The organism is Nemorincola caseinilytica, from assembly GCF_039540515.1.
Lineage (GTDB): Bacteria > Bacteroidota > Bacteroidia > Chitinophagales > Chitinophagaceae > Nemorincola > Nemorincola caseinilytica.
The window spans coordinates 279614-305132 of record NZ_BAABFA010000008.1; the positions used below are offsets into that span (position 1 = coordinate 279614).

At 52.3% G+C, this 25519-nt stretch carries 25 protein-coding genes; 15 read left to right on the plus strand and 10 right to left on the minus strand.

The window, feature by feature from the left end; translation table 11 throughout:
* Positions 1-106: 106 nt before the first annotated feature.
* Genes ABD843_RS06160 through ABD843_RS06170 form a run of 3 tightly spaced genes read right to left on the minus strand, consistent with a single transcriptional unit; the run spans position 107 to position 1773 of the window.
* Positions 107-406: an ATP-dependent Clp protease adaptor ClpS gene (locus ABD843_RS06160; protein WP_345080099.1), complete on the minus strand. Its 300-nt coding sequence runs from the start codon at positions 404-406 to the stop codon at positions 107-109.
* A 47-nt stretch (positions 407-453) separates the two neighbouring features.
* On the minus strand, positions 454-873 hold the full coding sequence (locus ABD843_RS06165) for a DUF983 domain-containing protein (protein ID WP_345080102.1): 420 nt from the start codon (positions 871-873) through the stop codon (positions 454-456).
* A 6-nt stretch (positions 874-879) separates the two neighbouring features.
* On the minus strand, positions 880-1773 hold the full coding sequence (locus tag ABD843_RS06170; RefSeq protein WP_345080105.1) for an AraC family transcriptional regulator: 894 nt from the start codon (positions 1771-1773) through the stop codon (positions 880-882).
* 186 nt (positions 1774-1959) lie between these two features.
* Between ABD843_RS06170 and ABD843_RS06175 the strand changes: the two genes are divergently transcribed.
* Positions 1960-2979 carry a glycosyltransferase family 4 protein gene (locus ABD843_RS06175; protein ID WP_345080108.1) on the plus strand — a complete coding sequence of 340 codons (1020 nt, stop codon included), beginning with the start codon at positions 1960-1962 and terminating at the stop codon, positions 2977-2979.
* Between the two features lie 16 nt (positions 2980-2995).
* Here ABD843_RS06175 and ABD843_RS06180 read toward each other — a convergent pair whose 3' ends face one another.
* Together ABD843_RS06180 and rbfA are read right to left on the minus strand one after the other, a co-directional pair.
* Entirely contained in the window at positions 2996-4231 is a 1236-nt protein-coding gene (locus ABD843_RS06180; protein WP_345080111.1) for an FtsX-like permease family protein, read from the minus strand.
* A complete protein-coding gene (gene rbfA, locus ABD843_RS06185; protein ID WP_345080114.1) occupies positions 4232-4618 on the minus strand; it encodes a 30S ribosome-binding factor RbfA in 387 nt (128 codons plus the stop codon). It lies immediately after the preceding gene.
* Between the two features lie 265 nt (positions 4619-4883).
* On the opposite strand from rbfA, the gene ABD843_RS06190 reads away from it, so the two are divergent.
* Complete coding sequence (locus ABD843_RS06190; RefSeq protein ID WP_345080117.1) at positions 4884-6449, plus strand: T9SS type A sorting domain-containing protein; 1566 nt, start codon at positions 4884-4886, stop codon at positions 6447-6449.
* Between the two features lies 1 nt (position 6450).
* Here the strand turns inward: ABD843_RS06190 and ABD843_RS06195 are convergent, their stop codons facing one another.
* A complete protein-coding gene (locus ABD843_RS06195) occupies positions 6451-7695 on the minus strand; it encodes an MFS transporter (protein WP_345080120.1) in 1245 nt (414 codons plus the stop codon).
* Positions 7696-7855: 160 nt separating this feature from the next.
* On the opposite strand from ABD843_RS06195, the gene ABD843_RS06200 reads away from it, so the two are divergent.
* The 9 genes from ABD843_RS06200 (at position 7856) to ABD843_RS06240 (ending at position 17432) form a co-directional block, all read left to right on the plus strand.
* Positions 7856-8974 (plus strand): glycosyltransferase, encoded by a 1119-nt coding sequence (locus ABD843_RS06200; RefSeq protein ID WP_345080123.1) that lies wholly within the window; start codon positions 7856-7858, stop codon positions 8972-8974.
* Positions 8975-8990: 16 nt separating this feature from the next.
* Positions 8991-9398 carry a DoxX family protein gene (locus tag ABD843_RS06205; protein ID WP_345080126.1) on the plus strand — a complete coding sequence of 136 codons (408 nt, stop codon included), beginning with the start codon at positions 8991-8993 and terminating at the stop codon, positions 9396-9398.
* A 114-nt stretch (positions 9399-9512) separates the two neighbouring features.
* Positions 9513-10193, plus strand: coding sequence for a metal-dependent hydrolase (locus ABD843_RS06210; RefSeq protein ID WP_345080129.1), 681 nt, complete (start codon positions 9513-9515; stop codon positions 10191-10193).
* A 117-nt stretch (positions 10194-10310) separates the two neighbouring features.
* Complete coding sequence (locus ABD843_RS06215; protein ID WP_345080132.1) at positions 10311-11117, plus strand: ParA family protein; 807 nt, start codon at positions 10311-10313, stop codon at positions 11115-11117.
* Between the two features lie 150 nt (positions 11118-11267).
* Positions 11268-12182: a ParB/RepB/Spo0J family partition protein gene (locus ABD843_RS06220; RefSeq protein WP_345080135.1), complete on the plus strand. Its 915-nt coding sequence runs from the start codon at positions 11268-11270 to the stop codon at positions 12180-12182.
* 38 nt (positions 12183-12220) lie between these two features.
* Positions 12221-12937 carry a 4-hydroxy-tetrahydrodipicolinate reductase gene (dapB, locus tag ABD843_RS06225; protein ID WP_345080138.1) on the plus strand — a complete coding sequence of 239 codons (717 nt, stop codon included), beginning with the start codon at positions 12221-12223 and terminating at the stop codon, positions 12935-12937.
* A 93-nt stretch (positions 12938-13030) separates the two neighbouring features.
* Entirely contained in the window at positions 13031-13420 is a 390-nt protein-coding gene (locus tag ABD843_RS06230) for a hypothetical protein (RefSeq protein WP_345080141.1), read from the plus strand.
* A 189-nt stretch (positions 13421-13609) separates the two neighbouring features.
* A complete protein-coding gene (locus ABD843_RS06235) occupies positions 13610-15631 on the plus strand; it encodes a T9SS type A sorting domain-containing protein (protein ID WP_345080144.1) in 2022 nt (673 codons plus the stop codon).
* A gap of 94 nt (positions 15632-15725) precedes the next feature.
* Complete coding sequence (locus tag ABD843_RS06240; protein WP_345080147.1) at positions 15726-17432, plus strand: glycosyltransferase family 39 protein; 1707 nt, start codon at positions 15726-15728, stop codon at positions 17430-17432.
* Between the two features lie 2 nt (positions 17433-17434).
* On the opposite strand, the gene ABD843_RS06245 is transcribed toward ABD843_RS06240, so the two are convergent.
* The 3 genes from ABD843_RS06245 to ABD843_RS06255 form a co-directional block, all read right to left on the minus strand.
* Positions 17435-18814 (minus strand): bifunctional 3,4-dihydroxy-2-butanone-4-phosphate synthase/GTP cyclohydrolase II, encoded by a 1380-nt coding sequence (locus ABD843_RS06245; protein WP_425575680.1) that lies wholly within the window; start codon positions 18812-18814, stop codon positions 17435-17437.
* A gap of 24 nt (positions 18815-18838) precedes the next feature.
* Entirely contained in the window at positions 18839-19270 is a 432-nt protein-coding gene (locus ABD843_RS06250) for a hypothetical protein (RefSeq protein ID WP_345080150.1), read from the minus strand.
* Between the two features lie 168 nt (positions 19271-19438).
* A complete protein-coding gene (locus tag ABD843_RS06255; protein WP_345080152.1) occupies positions 19439-20095 on the minus strand; it encodes a hypothetical protein in 657 nt (218 codons plus the stop codon).
* A 223-nt stretch (positions 20096-20318) separates the two neighbouring features.
* Here ABD843_RS06255 and ABD843_RS06260 point away from each other — a divergent pair, with 223 nt between their 5' ends.
* The 4 genes from ABD843_RS06260 to plsX all read left to right on the plus strand — a co-directional run bounded on the left by ABD843_RS06260 (position 20319) and on the right by plsX (position 23122).
* A complete protein-coding gene (locus tag ABD843_RS06260; RefSeq protein ID WP_345080155.1) occupies positions 20319-21221 on the plus strand; it encodes a DUF58 domain-containing protein in 903 nt (300 codons plus the stop codon).
* A gap of 104 nt (positions 21222-21325) precedes the next feature.
* On the plus strand, positions 21326-21895 hold the full coding sequence (locus tag ABD843_RS06265; RefSeq protein ID WP_345080158.1) for a YceD family protein: 570 nt from the start codon (positions 21326-21328) through the stop codon (positions 21893-21895).
* Positions 21896-21929: 34 nt separating this feature from the next.
* Positions 21930-22154 carry a 50S ribosomal protein L32 gene (gene rpmF / locus ABD843_RS06270; RefSeq protein ID WP_345080161.1) on the plus strand — a complete coding sequence of 75 codons (225 nt, stop codon included), beginning with the start codon at positions 21930-21932 and terminating at the stop codon, positions 22152-22154.
* Between the two features lie 17 nt (positions 22155-22171).
* Complete coding sequence (gene plsX / locus ABD843_RS06275; RefSeq protein ID WP_345080163.1) at positions 22172-23122, plus strand: phosphate acyltransferase PlsX; 951 nt, start codon at positions 22172-22174, stop codon at positions 23120-23122.
* 70 nt (positions 23123-23192) lie between these two features.
* Here plsX and feoB read toward each other — a convergent pair whose 3' ends face one another.
* Positions 23193-25307 (minus strand): ferrous iron transport protein B, encoded by a 2115-nt coding sequence (feoB, locus tag ABD843_RS06280; RefSeq protein WP_345080165.1) that lies wholly within the window; start codon positions 25305-25307, stop codon positions 23193-23195.
* Between the last annotated feature and the right edge of the window lie 212 nt (positions 25308-25519).

Genomic DNA, 25519 nt, shown 5'->3' on the forward strand with positions numbered 1-25519 from the left:
ATAATGGTTGTTCAGGGTGAAGATACGGCGTTGCGCGCACAATATATGTATGGCTATACTATTGTGTAAGGGGGTAAAAATGGGGTTATTTCCCTGTGAATGGGCCTTAGGCGCCTATAGTTGCCTGTATGCCCCTGTCTATAAGGGCCTCGGCTTGCGGGCGCAACTCTTCGAATGAGCCTCTTTTTACACCGCATTTGCCTTTGTGATGAATGATAAGCGCACATTGTTCGGCCTGTATATGCTCGTGCCTGCATATCTCTACCAATGATGCTATCACCCAGTCGAAGGTGTTCACATCATCGTTCCATACTACGAGGTCGTGAAGTTCCTGCTCTATTACCTCTACAGCCTCATCATTTTCGGTCTGCCACTGTGTAGCATCATTGTATACTCCCATACTCATATTGCAAAAATAAGGAAGAAGTGAATAACTGGAGCATAGTTTTTGAGCTAATTGCTTTTCAAGAGCGTTCCTTTATCGTAACGCACGAAAAAAGCTATCCACATAGAACGTGACCATCGCTGTAATATGGGCTGCATGGCCATGATGATGGCCGCATTGGCTGCCAGCCACCATAGTATACTATTGTCCTGCAGGGATATGCCCAGTATGAGCCACCATAGCACGAAGGTGAGGGCAGTGAACATAATAGTAAGCCCATAACTCACATAACCGGTACCGAAGTAGAAGCCGGTCTCCAGCTCGTACTTCTGCCCACATACCGGGCAGTTCTCGGGCATAGCTACGGTTTTACCCCACTTATAAGGGTTCTTGTAAGTGAAAAGGTGACCCTTTCTGCAGCGTGGACATTTATTGGTCAGTACGCTCCACAACAGGCCGGGAGCATTGCCTTCTTTTTGTGCACACATATACTTTTATTTTTCGCTTTCGGGCCGTGCCCTGAACTGCTCAGGGGTCATACCCGTATATTTTTTAAAGAATTTCGTGAAATAGGAATTGTCGCTGAAATTGAGCTGCCATGCTATTTCGGCCACACTTATGCCATGCCCTACCAATAGTCTTTTCGCCTCCAGTAGCACCCTGTCGCGTATCACCTCGCCTGCCGACCGGCCCAGCAGGTCGTTGCAGAGGGCATTCAGGTGATTGGGCGTGATGTAAAGCATAGCCGCATACTCTTTTGGCAGCCGCTTTGCAGCATAGTACTGCTCTACCAGCTTTCTGAAATTGCGCAGCAGTAAATGGCTGTGCCCGGGCGCCTGTTTCTTATCCTGCACCGGCATATCGCGCAGCACAGTGATGAAAATGGAGAGCAAGTATATCCTTATCATCTCACCGGCCATCGGTGCATCGCCTGCGGCCTCGGCCACTACCCTGGCCAGCAGTTGCTCTACCTCCATCCTGGCATCGCCCAGCGTCACCACTCCCTCCGCAGCTATCCCACTAAAAAAGGGGAACTGCTCCAGGTATTGCCCTTCTTTGAGAAAGGAATGCATGAGCTGTTCGGAAAAATTGATGACATAACCATCTATACGCCCCTCGAAATGCCAGCTATGCACCTGCCCGGGTATCATGAAATATACCTGGCCGGGCTCTACGCGAAACGTCTCGAAATCTATACTGTGTTTACCACTGCCTTCTGTGAAATATACCAAGTGATAAAAAGAATGGCGGTGCGGAAAGCGCAGGTCCTTTTGCCGCTGCAGGTAATGGGCCAGTCCTTCTGCGGTTATATCCTCGCGCAGGTGCCGGGTATCGGCCAGGGAGCATATATCATATACAGGGATGGTATTTTTTACCTGTTGTTGCATACTGCAAAGCTACGCAGATGCCGAATGACGGCATTGTATGTTTCGCCTGTTTTGTGGTACTTTTTACTGTATATGCTATTTTGAGTATGAAAGAGCATACAGGTATCGCTATTGCCGGCAGCTAATGGCAGTAGTAAGAATATGCCGATGGGCTGTAGTATATTTGTACGCACTCCTTCCTCCCCGATGATCAACAACCGCGAACTGACGGTAACCCATTACTACAGAGAGCCACGGAATACCGGTGTCTCTATAGAAGGTATCTTCCGAACGGTAAAGCAAGACCTGGAGGGACGAGCCGCAATTCGCGATCATGTGTGCGACCCCAAGCAGTCTAGGGTAAAGAATACCCTGGAGGCCGCTAAATACGCCAGCGATATAAATCATATAACAGGTGATGTGAACTTCCTGGCGCTGGGCCTGCGCGGGCATCGCAATATCCTGACCATACACGACCTGGGGTACTATGAGAATCCTGTACACTCCCGGCTAAAGCATCTTATATATCACACATTCTGGTTCGCACTGCCACTGCGATACATAGATGTGGTGACAGTGGTGTCGGAGTTCACACGCAACAAGCTGCTGCAGTATTTCAAGTATCCCGAGCATAAGATACGCGTGATAGCCGACCCGGTAAAGCCTGCATTCAGGTATATGCACAAAGACCAGCTGCACAGCAAACCTGTGGTGCTGATGCTGGGCACGGGCAAGCACAAGAACCTGGATAACCTGATAGAGGCCGCACGGGATATGAATGTGCACCTGGACATAGTAGGCTGGCCTGCGCAGGACGAACTGGACCGACTGAAAGGCTACGGCATATCGCATACCATATACAACCGGCTGACCGATGAGGAGGTATACCAGCGATACCTGAATTGCGATATACTCTTCATCGCATCGCACTACGAGGGTTTTGGTATGCCCATCATAGAGGCGCAGGCGGTAGGCAGGCCTGTTATAACCAGCAACATAGGCGCCATGCTGGAAGTAGGTAAGGGCTCTGCTGTGCTGGTAGACCCCAAAGACCCCAGGCAGATACGAGATGAACTGGTGGCGCTGGCAAAGGACCGGATGTACTATGGTGATGTAGTAAAACGCGGCCTTAAGAATGCAGCACGATTCGACCATAGGGTGATATCGGAGCAATACCTGGAACTATATAAGGAGATATACCGCGATATGCGTACCCGGGGCAAATAGCCTTTGGAACAATACCTTAGGCGCTACGCAGTGCAGGGGCGGCCGCTCTTACGGCCCGTACCGCAGGGTACCATGCGGCCAGTATACCTACCACCATTACTGTTACTATCACAAGCAAGAGGTCCAGCGAATGTATCTCTACGGGATAGGCATCCATCAGGAATGCGCCACCTACCTTCACCAGGCCGAATTGTAACTGAGCCAGGCACAGCAGTACACCCAGTACGAGACCGGCCAACCCACCGGCGAGCGACCACAGTATACCCTCGGTGATGAACACCGAGCGTATGGTGCCCTGCTCGGCGCCCATGGCACGCAGTATGGCTATATCTTTCTGTTTTTCCAGCACCAGTACCGAGAGCGCGCCCACCATATTGAACGAGGCCACCAGCAGCACCATTACCAGTATAGCGTATATGGCCCACTTCTCTGACCGCATAACAGTGAATATGGTCTTGTTCTGCTCGTAGCGGGTCTCTACTTTGTAGCCGGTTCCCAGCAATTGCTGCAGGGCGGCCTTTACTTCCTCTTCACGGTCCACATCTATCTTCATCTCTAAGGACGAGTACTTGCCCTCTTCATTGAAAAGTGTCTGTACAAGCGGCAGGGGAGCGAGTATGTACCTGTCATCGAACTCGTCGGATATGCGGAACTCGCCTGCCGGGTGCAGTTGCAGCCTGCGGTATGCCGATGTGGGATCGGCAATGAAATTGGTGTTCTGGGCATTGCCATACCATACCTCTATCATGCCGAACACATTGTCGATATGCACGCCCAGCTCGTTGAGCATGCTGGCGCCCGCTATGGCCGTGTAAGGGTTGCCTGCTGATACGCTGTCCTCGCCCGCCAGTGACCCTGTTATATCATTCACTCTCAGGTAGGTGCGGTCTATACCTTTCAGGGTGGCTATGCGGCGCTCGCCGCTGCGCTCACTGCTTACTATCACATTATCCTCCAGCACTGTAGTGAGGAGGTGTATACCCGGCACCTGCCGTACCGCTGCCAGCTTTGCGGCATCCAGCCTGAAGAATTTGCCCCGCGCGGCAGTGACCCGCATATCGGGGTAGAAGCCTTTGTAGAGGTCCTTCACTACACCCTCCAGTCCATTGAATATGGAGAATACTATGACCATGGCCGCACTGCTGACCGCAATGGCCACCATACTGATACGCGACAGCAGTGGGGCCGCATTCGCGGTGCGCTTGCCACGCAGGTACCTCCATGCCAGCTGCCATATCAGTGTGCGATTCATCTATTCTTCGTTGTTGGGGGTGCTGGCGGCGTTCCTTTCGTCGTTTATCTTTTTGAAAAGGGCCTCCATTTTGAAGACATGATCGAGGGTATCATCGGAGAAGAAGACGAGCTCGGGTACGCGCCTTAGCTGGTTCTTGATGCGCATGCCCAGCAGCTTGCGCCACTCCCAGCCGCGCTCTTTGATGCGGTGCAGCAGGGCGGCGGCATCCTGTACCTGAAAAAAACTGAGATATATGCGCGCCTCCAGGAGGTCGGGCGTTATTGTCACCTTCGATATGGAAACCATTCCCCCGTCCACCATGTTCATCCCCTCGCGGCGGAAAATGTCGCTCAACTCTTCCAGCAACACCTTAGCTACCTGTTTCTGCCTTTTATTTTCTTCCATTCTCTTTCCGAATTAGCCGATAAAGTTATACAAGTTGTGCCACATGGCGGGATAAGGGTGAATTTATGCCGGTGCGGCCGGGCGCCCGAAGAAAAATGACCGGGAGATATTTTTTCTTTCTCACCCAAGTTCTCACCCTGTTCATACGTCTATCTTATCAAGGACCTTACATGCCTTGTGCGGAATATACCCTCTTTCCTTCATGGCCATGAGATGATACACACACTATTTGTAAACATGAGCTAAAAGACGAAACACGACAGTTATGAGAACCCTGATACTTACCCTATGGGCATTGTATGTCTTTAGCGCGGCTGCGCAATCTCCTTTTTCTGTGAAGGACTCTATCAACATCAACAGGATAAATGCCCTGGCCCTGGTGCATGGCGATATGTGGTGGGACCCTGCTACGGGCACAGCCCACTGTAAATTCCCGCCCGACTCGAAGAAGAACGTGGGCTTTGCCGCTGCCCTGTGGCTAAGCGGCTACGACAATGCGGGCAAGCTGCATGTAGCCGCGCAGACCTACCGGCAGGATGGCAATGACCACTGGCCCGGCCCGCTGGATGCGCCCGGAACACTGAGCTATGCGACATCGGCCAAATGGGCCAAGATATGGAAGGTGCGCCGCAGCGATATAACCACCTTTATGGCCACCACGCCGCATACGGTGGCCAATACCCCCGCGGCCATACTGACATGGCCGGCAAAAGGCAACAGCAATGCAAAGGGCAAGGACGATGCGCCGCTGACCATAACCACCGATATGGCCCCCTTTGTGGACCTGAACGGGGATGGCAACTACCAGCCGCTGAACGGCGAATACCCGGACATAGAGGGCGATATGGCGCTGTGGTGGGTATTCAGCGACAATGGCCCGAGGCATGATAATACCAATGGCCTGCCGCTGGGCGCAGAGGTGCATGTGATGGCATATGCGTACAGCCGCAATACGCTGATAGACTATGTGGTGTACTATGAGTACACGATAGTGAACAGATCGGCCAACAATTATCATGATGTGCGCATGGCCTTGTGGAACGATGGAGATATGGGCTATTACATGGACGACTTTATAGCTTTCGACCCCGCACGCAGGCTGGGGATCATTTACAATGGTACCAACGATGATGGCGGAAGCGCAGGCCACCCTGAGAACTCGTATGGCGCTGACCCGCCTGCTATGGGTGTGACCATAGTGGCCCAGCCGGGAGACGGACCGGGTACTTATGTGCCGGCGGGTAGTTTTACCTATTACAACAACGACCCCTCTATAATAGGCAACCCGGTAGTGGATACGGAGTACAACAATTACATGCGCGGTAAGATACGGAACGGTGCGGCGTTCGCTATTCCGTGGGGGAGCTGGAACGAATGCACCACAGGCAACACACCCGGAGACAGGCGCGAGATACTGGCCACCAACGACTTTGTACTGAATGCAGGGGCAAAGGCCAAAGTGGTGCTGGCGCTGGTGGTGGATAGCGTTGCAAAGGGATGCCCATCTATAACCTTTGACGGCATAAAAAAGATAACAGATACGGCATGGAACATATACCATACCTATGTGGATGTAGATGAGGCCATACCACGCTATGGTACCATGCGGCTATACCCCAATCCTGTAGAGAACATATTGCATATGACCAGCGATATGCCGGGTAAAATGCAGGTGACGATACATGATGCCGTAGGCAGGCAAATAAGGTATGTGGCCGATATGAACGCGACAGATGCCGTGCTGGATGTGCATGACCTGGCACCCGGCACCTATGTGGTGACCTGCCGTGCCGGGGATAGGGTAGAGCGTGCCGTATTCGTGAAGCAGTGAGCTATAGTTTCTCTTCCTTCATCTTGCTTTTGGCAAGTACATTGACACGATAGAGCATGTAGATGGATACAATGGTAAGACCACCTATGATGTAGCCTACGGTATCGTAGTGCTGCAGCGGGCTGGTCTTATCTTTTTGTACCACTATCATACCCGCTACGGCAGCGGCAAGGCCGCCCGCTATCTGCTGCAGCGATGAGTTGATGCTCATGAACGCGCCGCGGTCGGCCATGTCGGGGATGGCGCTTACGAGGGCTCCAGAGGGTACCATGCGGCTCATAACGCCCATCATCATCAGTATATTTAGCGTCACTACGACCCAGAATGGCGTAGTGCTGAGATGGGTGTAGATGATGGCCATGACTATCATCCACAGCGATGCGCCGGTGAACAGCTTGAACTTATCGACCTTGTCGCTGACCCTGCCTATGACAGGCATGATGAGAAGGGTAGAGATGCCGGAGAACATGAAGAGCAGTGGCAGTTGCTCATTGGTAAGACCGAGATTGTTGATGGCGAAGGCGCTGCCGAAGGGCATCATCATGAAGCCGCCAAGAGATAGCAGGCAGGTGGTGAGGAAACCCATGCGATAGTGGCGCTTGGCCAGTGTGTGCCATAGGTGTGCTACGGCGCTGCGCTGCTGCTGCATAGCCAGGTGTTTGGTAACGGGCTGCATCTTGCTGAGGATGACCAGGGCTATGATGGCGCCCAGTATGGCCACGAACATGAAGGGTGCCTGCCAGTCCCACAGGTTGGCCAGGTATAGGCTGAAGGGTATGCCCAGCACCTGGCTGGCCCCAAAGCCCATTTGTATGAAGCCCATCACGCGGCCGCGGTGGTGTATATCGAAGAGGTCGGTGATGATGGCCATACTGATGGAACCTATAACGCCGCCGAAGATACCCGTGAAGATGCGCGCCGCTATAAGCAGCCAGTAATTATACGCAAGGCCGCAGAATACCGTACCTATTATGAAGCCGGTATAGAAGAAGAGCAGCAGCTTTTTACGGTCGAAACGGTCGGCAAAGCCTGCGGTGAGCATGCCCGATATGCCCGCGCTGATGGCGTAGGCCGATACCGCAAGCCCGAATTGGGAAGTGGTGAGGCTCATGGATTTCATAAGCATATCGCCAAGGGGAGACATGACCATGAAATCGAGCACTACGGTGAAGAGGGTGAGCGCCAGGGAGATGATGACGAACTTCTGATAGGAGGTAAAAGGAGTAGCAGATGTGTCTTTTTTCATTGTAGAGGTAGCCCGGCAAGGATGATGAGGGTGCATTATTGGCCGGGCAAGCTGCAAAAATACTGTGAAAGGATGAATTGCTATTTTCTTTTTCTGTTGTGCAGGGCCTGTGAATAACATGCTATTGGCTATGAAATAATAAAGCTAAATTGCGGCATCAATGAAGGTTGCGCTCGTACAAGACTGGTTCAATGCCAATGGCGGAGCAGAAAAAGTTGTTGGGGAGATACTAGAGACCCTCCACAATGACGATGTGGAGGTATATGCGCTTTTCGACAAGTTCGGGCCCGAGGCCAGGACATCTATTCTGAAGGGCAGGGCGGTGAACGTATCGCTGCTGCAGCATGTGCCCTTCATCAGCAGTTTTTACCGGTATTTTTTGCCAGTGATGCCCTGGCTCATGGGCAGGTTCCACCTGAGGGGGTACGACCTCATCATATCTACATCGCATGCGGTGGCCAAGGGTTTCCGGGCCGACCCCTCGATACCCAGCATATGCTACTGCCATACACCGCTGCGCCCCATATGGGACATGTATGACGACTATGCGGCCAACCATTCGTTGGGTGGCTCGTTCGTATACCGCAAGTTCGTGGCATGGTTGCGGCGGTGGGATGTGGCCACGGCAGGCAGGGTACACCATTTCATAGCCAACTCTAAACACATACAGCAGCGCATAGCCAAGAGCTATGGGCGCGATTCGGTGGTGATATACCCCCCGGTGCGCACCAGCAAGTTCACCCTGAGCGAGGCCACGCGCAAGGAGTACTATATGTGCCCCGGCCGCTTTGTGCCCTACAAGAAGATAGATATGGTGATAAGGGCGTTCCAGAAAATGCCCGATAAGAAACTGGTGCTGATAGGCGAGGGCTGGGGAGCGTCGGGCTTTGACGATATGCTGCGCGGCCACCCCAATATAGAGTGGCTGGGCTACCGCGACGATAACGAGGTGATAAAGTATATGCAGGAGGCCAAGGCATGCATATTCGCGGCCAAGGAGGACTTCGGTATCATGTGCGTGGAGACACAGGCCTGCGGCACACCGGTGCTGGCGCTGGACTATGGTGGCTACCGCGAGACGGTGGTGGACGGGGTGACGGGCTATTTCTTTGCCGAGCAAACGGAGGAGTCGGTGATAGAGGCCGTGAACAAAATGGAGGAGCGGCCGCTGAACGACCACAAGAGCATAAGCATGAACGCCCAGCGCTTCTCGGACGACAGGTTCAGGGCAGAGTTCAGCGCATTTGTGGGGCAGGTATTACAGCAACAGCGTTCTTAATTCATACCTTTACATTATGGCTATTTTAGGCAAACTGGGACGTTACCAGAACTTCGGGTTGCTAGTGATGCGCATAGGCCTGGGGGCCATGATGATACTGCATGGCAAGGACAAGCTGATGGGCGGTGTAGACACCTGGACCGACCTGGGGCATGCCATGGGCAAGCTGCATATACATTTCTGGCCTGCGTTCTGGGGCTTTATGTGTGCCATCACAGAGACCATAGGCGGGCTGTTCTGTATGCTGGGCCTGTGGTTCAGGTTGGTATGCCTGCTGCTGGTCATCAACTTCATAGTGGCGGCGCTGTATCATTTCACCACCATAGCAGAAATAAAGGAATGCGCCCATGCCATAGAGCTGGCCAGCACTTTCTTCGGCCTCATGTTCATAGGCGCAGGCGCGTATTCGGTAGATAAGAGCTAGTACCGGTACCGCCTACCGGCAGTGATACAGGGGATAACAAATAATAACATATAGCATACTTGCCTTTTGGGGGCATAAGTATAATTTTGCTTATCGTTATCAATTCCATCTTTTATGAGATTCACCTATTATGGCCATTCCTGCTTCCTGGTAGAGACAGGTGGTAAAAAGATACTTTTCGACCCATTTATAACCGGCAATGAGCTGGCCGCGGGCATAGTAGACCCCGATAAGATAGAGGCCGATGTGATATTGGTATCGCACGGGCATGGCGACCATGTGGGCGACCTGGTGAGCATAGCCAAACGTACAGGGGCCAAGGTGATAGCGGGCTACGAGGTAGTGAACTGGGCACAGGGCCAGGGTGTGCAGAACGTACACCCCATGAACTTCGGCGCGGCGAATTTCGATATCGGTAAGCTGCACTTTCTGCCGGCGGCGCACAGCAGCAGCCTACCCGATGGAAGCTATGGCGGCAACCCGGGCGGTTTCCTGCTGCACGGGGCCGAAAAGAAGCTGTACTACAGCGGCGATACCTGCCTGACCATGGACCTGCAACTGGTACCCCGCTATACTGCTGTGGAGGTGGCCGTACTGCCCATAGGCGGCAACTTTACCATGGATGTGGATGACGCCATCATAGCAGCAGATATGATAAAATGCAACAGGATAATAGGTGTACACTATGATACTTTCGGGTATATAAGGATAGACCAGGAGGCGGCAAAAGAAAAATTCAGATCTGCGGGGAAAGAGTTAATATTGCCAAAGATAGGTGAGACGATAGAACTGTAGTGTATACCCTACCGGCAGGCAGGCTCCCTAAAGGGAGGAGATGCAATGACCATATGGGAGACCAAATAGCAAATAAATAATAATAAATAAAACAAGAGCCCCTAAACGGGGTGAAGTATGGCAAAAGTAATTGCAATAGCGAATCAGAAGGGTGGTGTAGGAAAGACAACTACCGCCATCAATATGGCGGCAAGCCTTGCCGTATTGGAATATAAGACACTGCTGGTAGATGCCGATCCGCAGGCGAACAGCACTACGGGCAACGGTTTTGACCTGAAGAACATACAGATAAGCCTGTACGACTGCATGGTGAACGAAACCCCCGCAGCACAGGTGATACTGGAGACAGAGACCCCCAACCTGCACCTGCTGCCCAGCCACCTGGACCTGGTGGGCGCCGAAATAGAGCTGATAAACCACCCGAACAGGGAGCATGTGATGCGCAAGGCGCTGGAGGCGCAGGCGGCCAACTATGATTTCATCATCATAGACTGCTCGCCATCGCTGGGCCTGATAACGGTGAACGCCCTGACGGCGGCAGATAGTGTGGTGATACCGGTGCAGTGCGAATATTTTGCCCTGGAAGGACTGGGGAAACTGCTCAACACCATCAAGATAGTGCAGACGCGCATCAACAGCAAGCTGAAGATAGAAGGCATACTGATGACGATGTATGATGGCAGGCTGCGCCTGTCGAACCAGGTGGTGGAGGAGATAAAGAACCACTTCGGCGACCTGGTGTTCAATACCATACTGCACCGCAATACAAGGCTGGGCGAGGCGCCGAGCTTTGGTATGCCGGCACTGCTGTATGATGCCGAAAGCACAGGTGCAGTGAACTACCTGAACCTGGCCAAGGAGATACTGCAGAAGAACAACATGACCAAGATAAAGAACGAGGACAGGATCATTGAAACAGAATAGGTCTTGAGGGCTCAAATTTCAAAATTCAAATCCCAGATCTCAAAGTTCAGATCCCGGAATTCAAATTAAGATGGCACGGGCTGGTATCAATGGGATATAAGCAAGGCAAACTTTCTACTAAAGACTTTCGACTTTCGACCATAATAAAAGATGTCGCAGATAAATAAGAAACAGGCATTGGGAAAGGGTATCAGGGCACTGCTGGATACCATAGATGAGGAGATGCAAGCCCCGAAAGAGGGGGTGCCTGCGGTATCGGGGCAGAACGCCAATGCGATAGCCCGCATTCAGCTGGACCAGATAGTGGTGAATCCGAAGCAGCCGCGCCGCGATTTTGACGAGCAGGCGCTACAGGAGCTATCGGAGAGCATAAAGCTGCATGATGTGATACAGCCGGTGACGGTGATAAAGATGGGCCCTAACGCCTACCAGCTGATAAGCGGTGAGCGCAGGCTGCGCGCATCGCGTATGGCGGGCCTTACCGATATACCTGCATACATACGCACTGCCGACAGCCAAGGCATACTGGAAATGGCCCTGCTGGAGAACCTGCAGCGCGAAGACCTGAACGCCATAGAGATAGCCCTGAGCTATCGCCAGCTGATGGACGAGTGCGGCCTGACACAGGAACAGGTGGCCGAGCGCATGAAAAAAGAGCGCAGCACCGTGGCCAACTACCTGCGCCTGCTGAAGCTGCCGCCCGATGTGCAGAAGGCTGTGCGCGACGGTGTGATATCTATGGGACATGCGCGAGCCATAATAGGGCTGGAGCATGTAGAGCAGCAGCTATACGTTTTCAGGGAGACGGTGCAGAGAGGTCTCTCGGTGAGGCAGGTAGAGCAGATGGTGAAGGAGATGGGCACAGAGCTGGCGGCATCGCCCGCGAAGCCCGTGGCCGCGCCTACCAAGCTGCCCATGGCGTATAAACGCATAGAGGACAGCATGGCATCGCATTTCTCTACCAAGGTATCGCTGGACCGTAAGAAGAGCGGCAAGGGCAAGATACAGATAGAGTTCTACAACGACAGCGACCTGGAGCGCATAATGGAGAAGATGAACCTGTGACGGTCTCCCTCTCTTTTTAGCAGTATAATTCCATAGGCATGAAGATAGCCCTCATAGGTTATGGCAAAATGGGTAAGGTCATAGAGCAGATAGCCCTGGAGCGGGGGCATGAGATAGTACTGCGCATCACATCGGCCAACAGGCAGGATATGACCGCCGATGCACTGCGTGGTGCAGACGTGGCCATAGAGTTCACAGGGCCGCATGCGGCCGCAGCCAATGTGCGCGAGCTACTGGCGGCAGGTGTGGCCACAGTGAGCGGATCGACAGGCTGGAACGATGGCTTGCAAGAGGTCCGGGACCTGGCGGTGGCCGGTGGTGCGGCCTTCCTGCATGCATCCAACTTCAGCGTGGGGGTGAATATATTCTTCGAGATAAATAAATTGCTGGCAAGGCTGATGAAAGGCCGCAACGAGTACAGCCCTGCCGTAGAGGAGACCCACCATGTGCATAAGAGGGACACGCCGGGTGGCACTGCCATAACCATAGCCGAGCAGATGATACAGGCCCTGGGCAACAAGACCGGCTGGACGCTGAACGATGCCTCACTGCCCGACGCGCTGCCTATATACGCACACAGGGTAGGCGAGGTGCCAGGCACACACAAGGTGACCTACACAAGCGCAGTAGATGATATAGAGATAATACATACTGCGCACAACAGGCAGGGCTTTGCATTGGGCGCAGTACTGGCGGCCGAATATGTGGCCGGCAAGAAGGGCGTGTTCTCTATGAAGGATGTACTGGGGATATAGATCCCGCTCCTTTCTTATATATGGTCGATAGTAGTGATGTTTTGTTTTTATGGATAGGTATGCCTATCTTGTAGATGCAGAAAATACTCCATCATGAAGCGTTTCGCAATATTGCCGCTGGTATCGCTGGTTTTGATCTCTTGCGAGGGAAAAAAGCTGGATATGGGACAGGTGCATAGATACAATGATACCATACCTACCATCATACCCAACCTGTCTACCGTGCAGACACGGGTAGACGATAATGAGCAACTGAAACTACTGGTGGGTTCGCCACGCTTTTATCACGAAACACCCGATAAGATGCAGGCCGCGGCCATAAAGGCCGGGCAGGCAGCGCTGGTGGTCTTCGGCGATGGTCTAAAGACCGGTACCCTGATAGTGACCAAGGAACTGGAGGACCACCTGGAAGACCCCGAGGATGGTATAAAAGTGGATATGAAGATAGACAGCCTGAAAAAGGCGATGGCGCCGGGGAAATGATATAGTTCACATTTCCTTCCTTTTCTATTCGTATTGCAGGGTATTTTATATGAATGCCCCTCATATAGCGATATTGAAATTCGGAACGAAATCATTAGATTTGCCAGATCTTGCTATTGCTTTCCGGTAGACCACTGCTGCCGGGGCTAACAATTATTTAATACTTAAGGTACTTTAAACAACAGAAACATGAAAAGAAGTGTTTACTTATCAAGCCTACTTGCACTCTGCTGTAGCTTTTTTGCCATAACGGCGAAAGCGCAGGTGCCAGTGGTGACTACAGACCCTGTCGCAGACACTGCCTGCTCTGCAGACCATGCATGGTTCCACGTTGCCGCTACCGGCACGGCACCGCTTACCTTTATGTGGGAATACTCTAACGATGGTGGTACCAGTTGGGATACCACAGCAGACGGTAGCGTATATCTCGGTACTTACAACGATACACTGCGTGTAACAGCCGATATGTCCCTGAACGGCTATCGCTACCGCTGTGTAGTGATCAATACAAGTGGTATGGACACATCTGCCGCCGCTATACTGACGGTAGATACCACTGCAGCTTTCATAACGGGCGCAATGCCTGTATGCGAGGGCGGCACCATAGCGCTGGCCAATGCGGTGGCCGGTGGTACATGGAGCACCCTGCATCCTACGATATCGACCATAGATGCTGCCGGTGTTGTGACCGGTGTGGACTTCGGTATAGATACCGCTGTATACACTGTGACGAACACCTGCGGTATTTCTTCAGAGTCGGCCCGGATAAGGGTAGACTCGGCGATGGTGCCTTACCCGATAATGGGCCCTGACCAGGTATGTATAGGTAACAGCATAACACTGACGAACGCCAACGTGATAGGTACACACACATGGTCTACCGATGTGGTGCCGCACAGCACTATATCTGCTGCAGGTGTGCTCACAGGCGGTTCTGCCGGTATAGATACCATAACCTACTCTATGACCAATGCATGTAATACTGTGACCGTACAGGCAGTAGTAGAAGTAGAATCTCTGCTGGCCGCAGGTACCATCAGCGGTGCATCGGCAGTATGTGCCGGTAGCTGGACAACGCTGACCGCAACTGCAACAGGCGGCATGTGGATAAGCGGTAATACCAGCGTAGCGGTGGTAAGCACTTCGGGCAATGTAACAGGTATAGGCATAGGTACATCGGTGATATCTTACTACCAGAGCAATAGCTGCGGGGCAAGTGTAGCTACGCATACCATAACAGTAGACATACCTGCTGCCCCCATAGGCGGCAACGACAGTGTGGGTATCGATTCGAACCTCCTGCTTACCAATATAGTTCCCGGTGGTGTATGGACATCTACCAATTTCGTTGTTGCCACCATTGGCTCCAGCAGCGGCATGGTACATGGCGAGGCCACAGGTTCGGCATTTATAAGGTATACCGTGACCAACACTTGCGGCACTACAGTCTCTTCTATAGTGTTGCATGTAGGCCCTCTTCCTTCACCTGGTACACTTAGCGGTCCTGATACGGTATGTACAGGCGGTATGATAACCCTGACCCCTTCTGTAGCAGGTGGTACATGGGTGAGCCGTCATGACACACTAGCCACTGTAACAAGCGGCGGTGTAGTGACAGGTGTAGAAGCAGGTAAAGACACTATAGACTACTATGTGACCACAGCCTTCGGCAGGTCTCGCGTATTCAAGGCAGTATATGTGAATGAAGCACCGGTGATAACTCTTACAGGCCCCGGCTCTATAGCACTGGGTGGTTACTACACACTTGGCGCTACACCTACAGGCGGTACCTTCACCAGCAGCAACCCAGGTATGGCTCCGCTGATAGGTTATGGTTTCTTCGTGGTGCTGGATACAGGTACTTCTGTCTTTACCTATACCAAGACCAATGGCTGCGGTACACGCTCTAAGACATTTACCGTTCACCTGCCCGGCACCAGCGATGTGAGGTCGGTAGGTGCCGGTACGGCCAGCCTGAGCATATTCCCCAACCCTACGCAGGGCGCACTTACAGTGAACCTGACATCGGGCGTAAGGGAAGATGTGGTGATGATACTGACCAATGTAACAGGCCAGAAAGTACAGGAGTTCATTGTACCTTCTAACACTGCTACCAATGTAGTGATAGACCAGCCTGCAGGTATATATATGCTGACCGCCGTGACCAAAGACGGTAACAGGCACAGCGCGCGTATAACTGTAGCCAAGTAATAAGGCATACATAGAAAATATGGGAAAGCCGGTGGTCTGATGATCACCGGCTTTCTTGTGCTTATGGATGTTCCGTGATATATTTGTTGTACCTGTGAGCAAGAACCAGAATAAGCAACGAACCCCTCCGCAACCTGCAAAGCTTGTGCAGGCAACACCTGCTGCAGAGCGCAGACCCTTCGGTATACCATATCCCATGCTGCTGCTGGTACTGGCGGTGGTGGCGATCTATTTTCCTTCGTTCTCGCTGGGTTTTACCGAGCTGGATGATACCATATTCATAAGGGAGTTCAGGGCATATAACGAGGATACAGGGAACCTGCTCAAGGCATTTACCCGTGGTCTTTTCGATGCTACGAAGGACCCTTATTACCGTCCGCTGTTCTCTGATGCCATGATACTGAACTACCAGGCCACAGGCGATGAGCCGGCCGGGTATCACCTGGTGAATATACTGCTGCATATGGGTGCGGTGCTGCTCTTCTACCGGCTTACGGTGATGCTGGGTGTAAAGCGGCTGCATGGCTTTCTGCTGGCGCTGGTATTTGCCGTACATCCCGTGCTTACACAGGCCGTGGCCTGGATACCCGGGCGTAACGATACCATGCTGGCCGTGTTCGTGCTGTTGTTCATGCAGTATGCCATAAGGTATGTGGGTAGTAACAGGCCGGTGGATTTGATACTATCGGGCATATGGCTGCTGTGTGCATATTTTACCAAGGAGACGGCTGTGTTCGCTGCGCCGGCCATGCTGGCGCTACTGGTGCTGTACATGGGCAGGCGGTGGAACGAAAAGCCGCTGGTGACCCAGTATATAGTATGGGCCGTATGCTTTGTGATATGGTATGGCGCGCGTGCGGCAGCTACCACAGCGGCATCGGGCATAGGAACGGCCGATGCCATGGGCGACCTTGTGCGCAGGCTGCCCGTGCTGGTGCAGTACATAGGCAAGATGTGGCTGCCCTTCAACCTGAGCGTATTTCCTATGCAGCAGGACACTGTGCTGTGGTATGGCATAGTGGCCATTGTGCTGATGGTGGCAGTAGTGCTGCTGAACAAGGGCCGCAATGAGAAGGCCGTAGCAGCAGCACTGATAATAATGCTGCTCTTCCTGATGCCGGCCCTGCTGGTGCCCGAAAAGCTGAACAAACAGACCTTTGAGCACAGGCTGTACCTGCCCATGATGGGTATGCTGCTGTTGCTGCCGCAAACGATACTGCTGGCCAATAAGCTGGAACCGCGCAGGCTGACAATGATATGGGTGGCAGTATGTGTTTTCTTTGGGGCATATAACAACAGGCACCAGCAGCATTTTGCCGATCCGCTATCGTTCTGGACACAGGCGGCAGAGACATCTCCCAATTCGGCATATGCCAATATGATGCTGGCGGCAAGGCTGGAGAAGACAGAGTTCGCACGGTCGGAAGAATTGTTCCGCAAGGCATATAGGCTAGACCCCAGGGAGAAATACCTGAACTACTATATGGCAGAGGTGCTGCAGCGCAAAGACTCTGTACTGGCATCGGAAAAATACCTGCTGGTAGAAAAGGAAATATCGGACTATGTACAGTGCGACTTTTACCTGGCGCGTGTATACATGGAGAAGGGCGATAAGCAGGGTGCCATCAATGTGCTGGAGCGTTTTCTGCGAAGAGCGCAGGGCAATATGATGGCACACAACAACCTGCTGCTGCTATACATGGAGCTAGGGCACATAGACAAGGCCAGGACCCACATAAAGGAAATGAGAGCCATGGGGCTGGACGTGCCCCCGCAGATAGCTGCACAGGCAGGCGCCTGACGTTAGTGTTGCTTCAGGATATCGTGGCCCAGCTTGTCGCGCTTGGTCTGCAGGTAGAACTCGTTATGCTCGTTGGGGCATACCTCTATAGGCACATTCTCTACTATTTCCAGCCCATAGCCCAGCATACCCGCACGCTTGCGCGGATTGTTGCTCATAAGGCGCATCTTGGAAACGCCGAGGTGGCGCAGTATCTGGGCGCCAACGCCATAGTCGCGCTGATCGTTCTTAAAGCCCAGGGCCAGATTGGCCTCTACGGTGTCCTTACCTTCTTCCTGCAGCTTGTAGGCCTTCAGCTTGTTCATAAGACCTATACCACGGCCTTCCTGGTTCATGTACAGCACTACGCCCTTACCGGCCTCTTCTACCATTTTCATGGCAGCCTCCAGTTGCTCGCCACAGTCGCAGCGCAGGGAATGCAGTATATCGCCGGTGAAGCAGGAACTGTGTACGCGTACCAGTACGGGCTCGTCCTTTTCCCACTCGCCCTTTATAAGGGCCAGGTGCATTTCGCCGGTATTGGTCTGGCGGAAGGCCACCAGCTCGAAGTTGCCATGGCGGGTAGGCATGTGTACCCTTACTTCCTCCTTGATGAGCGTCTCCTTCATGAGACGGTAGGAGATAAGGTCTTTTATAGAAATGATCTTGAGGTCGAACTTTTTAGCTATTTCCTGCAGTTGTGGCATGCGTGCCATAGTGCCGTCATCGTTCATTATCTCTACCAGCACACCAGCGGGCTCGAAGCCTGCCAGCCGGGCCAGGTCTACAGTGGCCTCGGTATGGCCGGTGCGGCGCAGCACACCCTCGTTCTTTGCACGAAGGGGGAATATATGGCCGGGACGACCCAGGTCCTCGGGCGTGGTAGCGGGGTCTATGAGGGCCTGTACGGTGCGGGCGCGGTCGTGGGCAGATATGCCCGTGGTGCAGCCATGACCTATGAGGTCTACCGATACGGTAAAGGGAGTCTGGTGCAGTACGGTATTGTTCTCTACCATCAGGTTGAGCTTCAGCTCGTTGCAACGCTCCTCGGTGATGGGGGCACAAATAAGGCCACGGCCATGTTTCGACATGAAATTGATGACCTCGGGTGTCACATTGCGGGCGGCGGTAATGAAATCGCCCTCATTTTCCCTATCCTCGTCGTCTACCACTATCAGTAGTTTTCCCTGTCTCAGGTCCTCAAGGGCCGCTTCTATCGTATCCAGCATATTATGTTGGTCCCGTTTTGTGGCAGGGACCGTGTTTCGAGGTGCAAAGGTACGATGTATCGTGCATTGACGATCAATGGTATTGTCACCTGACAGACAAAACCCCTCCTGGCCCTGCCTGCGGTAGGCAGGCTCCCCCGAGGAGAGGTAATGCGTTGTTATGTTCTGCAGGATCTTGTCGGTCCTTTTTACGGTGCCTTATAGCCATACATATACCTCATCGCCATCCAGTGGTACGCCTACCTCTATGTCGGCTATACGGTCGTACTCTACGTTCAGCACTATCCAGCTCTTCTCGTTCATGTATGTGTCGAAGAAGTCGTATTTCTCGGCCTGCCACTTCTTTATGTCCTTCATAGGGCCGTCCAGAACATCTTTTATAGGCTGATCGAGCAGGAGAGCGCCATTATAGGTGATGGCAGGGTTGGACGAACGGATGTAGCCCAGGCGGTCTTTTTCGTGCTTGTAGAAGGTGTACATGGTACGCAGTTCGTTGTACTGGTATATGAATTCCTCCTCTTCATCGTCTACTACGAATATACGGTCGGGCTTGCCCAGCAGCTTTTCTACAGTGGCGGGCAGCATGCCGAACGTGATGTCTCCGAGACCTTTACCTGGTTTCAATTGCATGGGGCAAAAATAGGATATTGTCGGGGCTTTTTGCAGAAGACCTTCTGTTTTCGGCCGATCGCAGACCGGCTGATCTGTGTGAGGCACGAGAGCGCTGCGCTAACTCTCGCGCCAGTGGGGAGGGCGGGGAGTTTCGTGCGTTGCAAACGCACTGCCGTTGTATCCTTGTCACAGACGAGGACGAGCGGATAGGAAAACAATATCTTTCAAGACCTTAGTAACCGTATTGGTTTCGATCAGAGCTGTCAATATCTTCAGATCTGCATCTTCCAACAGAACAGGGTATTTGCCTTTTACTTTACTCTTGATCTTGTTCCTTAATGCTACATCAATATTGTCGAACTGAATAGTTGTTCTGCCACCATTAGCAGATAATGGTAAGAATGAGAAAAGCTCCTTGCCATACACCCATTGCTCTGCTTCGTAGGTATGGGAAACGCGAATATGGGAGCCTTCAAAAGGAAACTTAAAGTGTCTTTGCCATAATGCTGATCCTGAATTGTTATGATGATCAGAAAACTTAGCTGGTAATTCGGGGCTATCCTGACCATTCCATTTTTGTATATCGCCAACTACAAAGAACGTATCTATCGTAAGTCTATCATTGTTGGCTTCTTGTCCACTAACAAATATCATTACAGAACCTTTTTGTAGAAAACTGTCGGGACGTATATTTCTCCTTAATTGCGATGCGTGGCAGTATGAATATAGCCAAGGATCGTGAAAGACATATGGGTCTTCATTACCATTCCCTATTGCATCAACGTAAACATCACCTATCCATGCTGTATTCAAATGACCAGCAACTAATGTAGTTGCATTCACTTTTACACTTTGCCTTGCATGATCAGGATGAAAAACTATATAGTGCGCACATGGCATCGGTCAAAATTGATGTGTTCTAGTTCGGCGTAGATCATCTCTATGTGTTATACCGAAGTTATGAAGATACTATAGATGTTCATGGCGAGGTACGCCAGAAGTGTGAATTATAACAAGATAGATGTCTCTTTCCCCCTATATTTGCCGGTAACTAAAACTTGTACCATTGCTGCTGCAAAGACCGTTGAACGAGAACCTGGAACTTATAGCCCGGCAGGTGGTGGAGGGTTTCATACTGGGGCTGCATAAGAGCCCTTTTCATGGCTTTTCGGTAGAATTTGCCGAGCACAGGCTGTATAACCAGGGCGACCCGCTACGCCATATAGATTGGCGTGTGTATGGGCGTACCGACAAGCTGTTCGTAAAGCGATTTGAGGAGGAGACCAACCTGCGCTGCGGCCTGGTGATAGATACATCATCATCGATGCAGTACCCGAAGGAGGGGGAAAGGATCAGCAAGCTGCAATTTGCCTGTGTGGCGGCGGCCAGCCTGCTGCAACTGATGAAACGCCAATTGGATGCCTGCGGGCTCACCCTCTTCGACCAGGAGGTGTACTATATGAGCGAATGCCGGTCGGCGCACAGCCACTACCGCATGCTGATGAACGAGCTGCAGCGTACACTGGACCTGAACACCGACAATAAGACAACGAATGCGGCCAAGGCCCTGCATGTGGTGGCAGAGCAGATGCACAAACGGTCGCTGGTGGTGATATTCAGCGATATGATGGATGATGCGGAGAACGTGGAAGAGCTTTTCTCGGCCCTGCAGCACCTGCGGTACAACAAGCATGAGGTGATACTGTTCCATGTAGTGGATGGGGCGCAGGAGGTGAACTTCGAGTTCGAGAACAGGCCCTATGAATTCGTGGATATGGAGAGCGGGGAGCGCGTGAAACTGCAACCGCAGCAGATAAGGGATGAATATATAGAAAAAATGCGCAATTTCAGGCTGATGGTAGAGCAGCGCTGCCACCAGTACCATATAGACAGAATAGAAGCCGACCTGAGCCGACCTGTGGAGGAAGTATTGCACGCTTTTTTGGTAAAGCGAAATAAATTGATGTGATCATCGATAATTTTCACTACATTTGCAGCCCGTTTTACCCGACCCATCGTTGATGGGGTTAAAATAATGGTCCTATATGGGCCGTTGGGTAGAGGGGTAAGGGGATGAAGCACAACTGGGAGTTCGAGATAGCCTGGCAGGGCCTAAAGCCCGGACCACACACCTACATATACGATATAGACGATCGTTTTATGCAGGAGCGTGAGGCGGGTACCGAATTCCGCAATTGGAATGCGCGCATTACCCTGGGGTTCGACAAGCATGAGAACTTTTTCATGCTGAACTTCGACATAGATGGCAAAGTGACGGTAGCCTGCGACCGCTGCGGAGACGATCTGGAGCTGAGATTGTGGGACGAGTTCGACCTGCTGATAAAGCTGACCGGTGGCGATGATGAGCATATGCCCGATGATGAGGACGATGTGGTGTTCATTCCGCGCAGCGAAACAGTCATAGATATCAGCGCATGGCTGTATGAGTTCATGATGCTGAGTGTGCCGTTGCAGCGCATACACCCCGACAGACCCGATGGCGATGCGGGATGCAACCCCGAAGCACTGAGGCTGCTGGACCGGCTTTCGGAGGGAGAGGCAAAGGCCGACAACCCTTTGTGGAAAGGATTGGAAGCGCTGAAAGGCAAAAAGGACACGGGGAAGGGAACAAAAAGTAAGTAAGAAAGTAATAGTTTAACCATATAAATAAAGTAAAATGCCTAATCCTAAAAGACGGCACTCGCAGCAAAGGGGCGCAAAGCGCAGGACACACTACAAGGCCACTGCAGAAACATGGAGCCTGGACCAGACGACGGGCGAAACGCATCTGCGTCACCGCGCACACTGGGTAGAAGGTAAGCTTTACTACCGCGGTAGGGTGGTAGTGGACAAAGCTCCTGTAGCAGAAGCTCCTGCAGCCGAGGGTGAAACTGATCAATAATTTACTATTTTCACCCCATGAAGATAGGCCTTGATATTATGGGGGGCGATCACGCACCCGCTGAAGCCATTAAGGGAGTGCAGTCGTACTTTGAGCAGATGCCCGATGCACCGGTGCATGTGCTGCTTATTGGTGATCCGGATGCTGCTGCGCCCTATCTTCCGCTAATAGAGAAATATTCTCACCGCTATACTTTTGTAGAAGCGCGCGAGGTGATAGGCATGCATGAGCATCCCACCAAGGCGCTGAAAGAAAAGCCAGGTTCCAGCATTGCTGTGGGCTTTGGCATGATGCAAAAGGGCATGGCAGATGCATTCATAAGCGCCGGCAACACCGGCGCTATGCTTGTTGGCGCCATGTACTCGGTAAAAGCGATAGAAGGTGTGCTGCGCCCTACGATAGCAGCACCCATTCCGCGGATAGATGGCAAATTTAGTTGCCTGCTGGATGCCGGTATCAATGCCGATTGCAAGCCCGAGCATATGGTACAGTTCGCCCAGCTGGGTTCTATCTATTCCCACCATGTGCTGGGCGTAGAAAGCCCCAAGGTGGGATTGATGAACATAGGCGAAGAAGAGGGCAAGGGCAATATACTGGCCCAGGCCACCTACCCACTGCTGAAAGAGGCATCGGGTATCAACTTTGCGGGTAACATAGAAGGCAGGGATGTGTTCTACGATAAGGTAGATGTGATAGTGTGCGAGGGATTTGTAGGGAACGTGATCATAAAGATGGCGGAAAGCGTGTACGATATATTGAAAGTACAGAGGGGCGTACAGGATGATTTCCTGGATACATTCAACTTCGAGACCTATGGTGGAACACCTGTACTGGGTATCAACAGTCCTGTGATCATAGGTCATGGTATATCGCATGCACCCGCATTTTGCAATATGATACAGCTAGCCAGCAAGTTCATAGAGACAGACCTGATAGGGATGTTCAAAAAGCACTTCAAACAGGCGTAGACGTCTCTGAGAAGAACAAAAAAGTTCTGTTATATCTTACTTCAACGACCGGCATGCCGGTCGTTTCTTTTTACCTGAAGATATTGTAAACGATAAAGGCGCCTACATAGGCCAGCAGGCCCATGTATACGAATTGCAGGGCGGGGTATTTCCACGAGCGGGTCTCGCGCTTTACGGCTGCAAGTGTGCTCATGCACTGCATGGCGAAGGCATAGAAGATAAGCAGGGAAAGGCCTGTGGCCAATGTGTACACAGGTGAGCCATCCGGGCGGCGTGCATCGCGCATTTTTTCGGTGAGGGTCTTGGTGTCATCGGTATTGCCTACGCTATAGAGCGTGGCCATGGTACCTACAAAGACCTCGCGCGCGGCAAAAGATGTGATTAGGGCTATACCTATCTTCCAGTCGTAGCCGAGCGGAGCGATAACAGGCTCTATACCGTGGCCCATGATGCCTGCAAAGGAATGTTCCAGTTTTTCGGTGGCCATTTGCTGTTGCAGCTCCTGTTTCTGTGCCTCGGGCGCCTGTGCTATAAGCGCCTCGTACCTTCTCTCTACGGCCTGCATGCGGCCGGGAGGACCGAAGGCCGCCAGGGCCCACAGTATGAGAGAGAGCACCATGATGACCTTGCCCACATCGCGTATGAATATGCGGCCCTTCTCTATCATGGTGATGCCTACGTTCTTCCAGCGCGGGGCGCGGTATACGGGCAGTTCCATAAGGAAGAAGTTGCGCTCTTTGGCCTTTATAAGCAGGTCCATGACGCGGGCCACTATGAGGGCCATCACAAAGCCCAGCAGGTAGAGGCCCATGAGCACCAGGCCCTGCAGGTTGAAGATGCCCAGCCTGTGCTGTGGTATGACCAGGCCAATGAGCATAGTATATACCGGCAGCCTGGCCGAGCAGCTCATAAGCGGGGTAACGAGTATGGTGATGATGCGCTCCTTACGGTTCTGTATAGTGCGGGCGGCCATCACGGCAGGTACCGCGCAGGCCATGCCGCTGATAAGGGGCATTACAGAGCGGCCATTGAGCCCGGCGCTGCGCATGATGCGATCGGTAAGGAAGCTGATGCGGGCCATGTAGCCACTGTCCTCCAGTATGGTAATGAGGCCGAACAGTATCATTATCTGCGGAACGAAGATGGCTATACCGCCCAGGCCGGCTATGATGCCATTCACTACCAGGTCGCTAAGGTAGCCGGGTGGCAGCACCTGTGCTGTGGCATTGCCTGCCATAGCAAAAAGGGCCTCTATCCAGTTCATAGGGTACTGTGCCAGCCAGAAGATGGACTGGAACAGCAGGAACAGCACTATGAGCAGTATGATATTGCCCCATAAGGGGTGCAGCAGGGTCTTGTCTATGCGGTCGCTGATGAGCATTTTGCGCATGGGACTATCGGTGACCACGCACTGCTGTATGATGGCATCTATGCGGCGGTAGCGCAGCACTATCTCCTCGGCCTGCAGGCGCGACCTGTGAAAACCCGTCTCGCCCAGTATGGCGCCTATGCGTATGCGCTGCGCGGCATTCAGGTAATGCAGGGTGCTGTAGCTGCATGCTATATGAAAGGCCGCATAACCGCTGGCTTGCCCGCACAGCTCTTGTATATCGGCTATCCATGGGGTGTGCAGCGCGGGTATATCGGTAAAGTACTGGCGGTTCTGCACGGGGTTCCGGTGTACCTCTTCTATCGTTTTCTTTAGCTGGGCAATGCCTTTATTGGCGCGGGGGTTTATGGGTATCACAGGTACACCCATCAGCCGTTGCAGCTCTGCCGTATCTATGGTCATGCCCTTTTCGCGGGCTATGTCCATCATGGTGAGGGCTATGACCACGGGTATCTTCAGGTCCATTATCTGCGAGCAGAAAAGGAGGTTGCGCTTCAGGTTCGATGCGTCGGCTATCACCAATATCATATCGGGCCGCTCTGTGGCTTCCCTGTTCAGCAGTACTTCGCAGCTTACCTGCTCGTCGGCGCTTTTGGGGTACAGGCTGTAGGTGCCGGGAAGATCTATGATGCTGGCGCGCAGCGTGTCGGAAATGGCAGAGATACCTGTTTTCTTATCTACCGTTACACCGGGAAAGTTGCCCACTTTCTGGTTCAGCCCCGTAAGCGAGTTGAAAAGCGAGCTTTTCCCGCTGTTGGGGTTGCCCACCAGTGCTATAGTATACGGCCGCTTCATTGGAGTGGGCGCAAAGGTACGCAAACCGTATTTCCGATATGGGTGTGTACGGATAGCAGGCTTACGAAATTCCCGATATTATAAACCATCGTTCGCCCTTGCGCTTTTCGGGGGCCACATCCGATCCCATATTTTGGAATATCTATCCTTTTGATGGAATAGTTAGTTTATTATATTATGTATAAATAATTCAAAAACACAAAATTGATCTA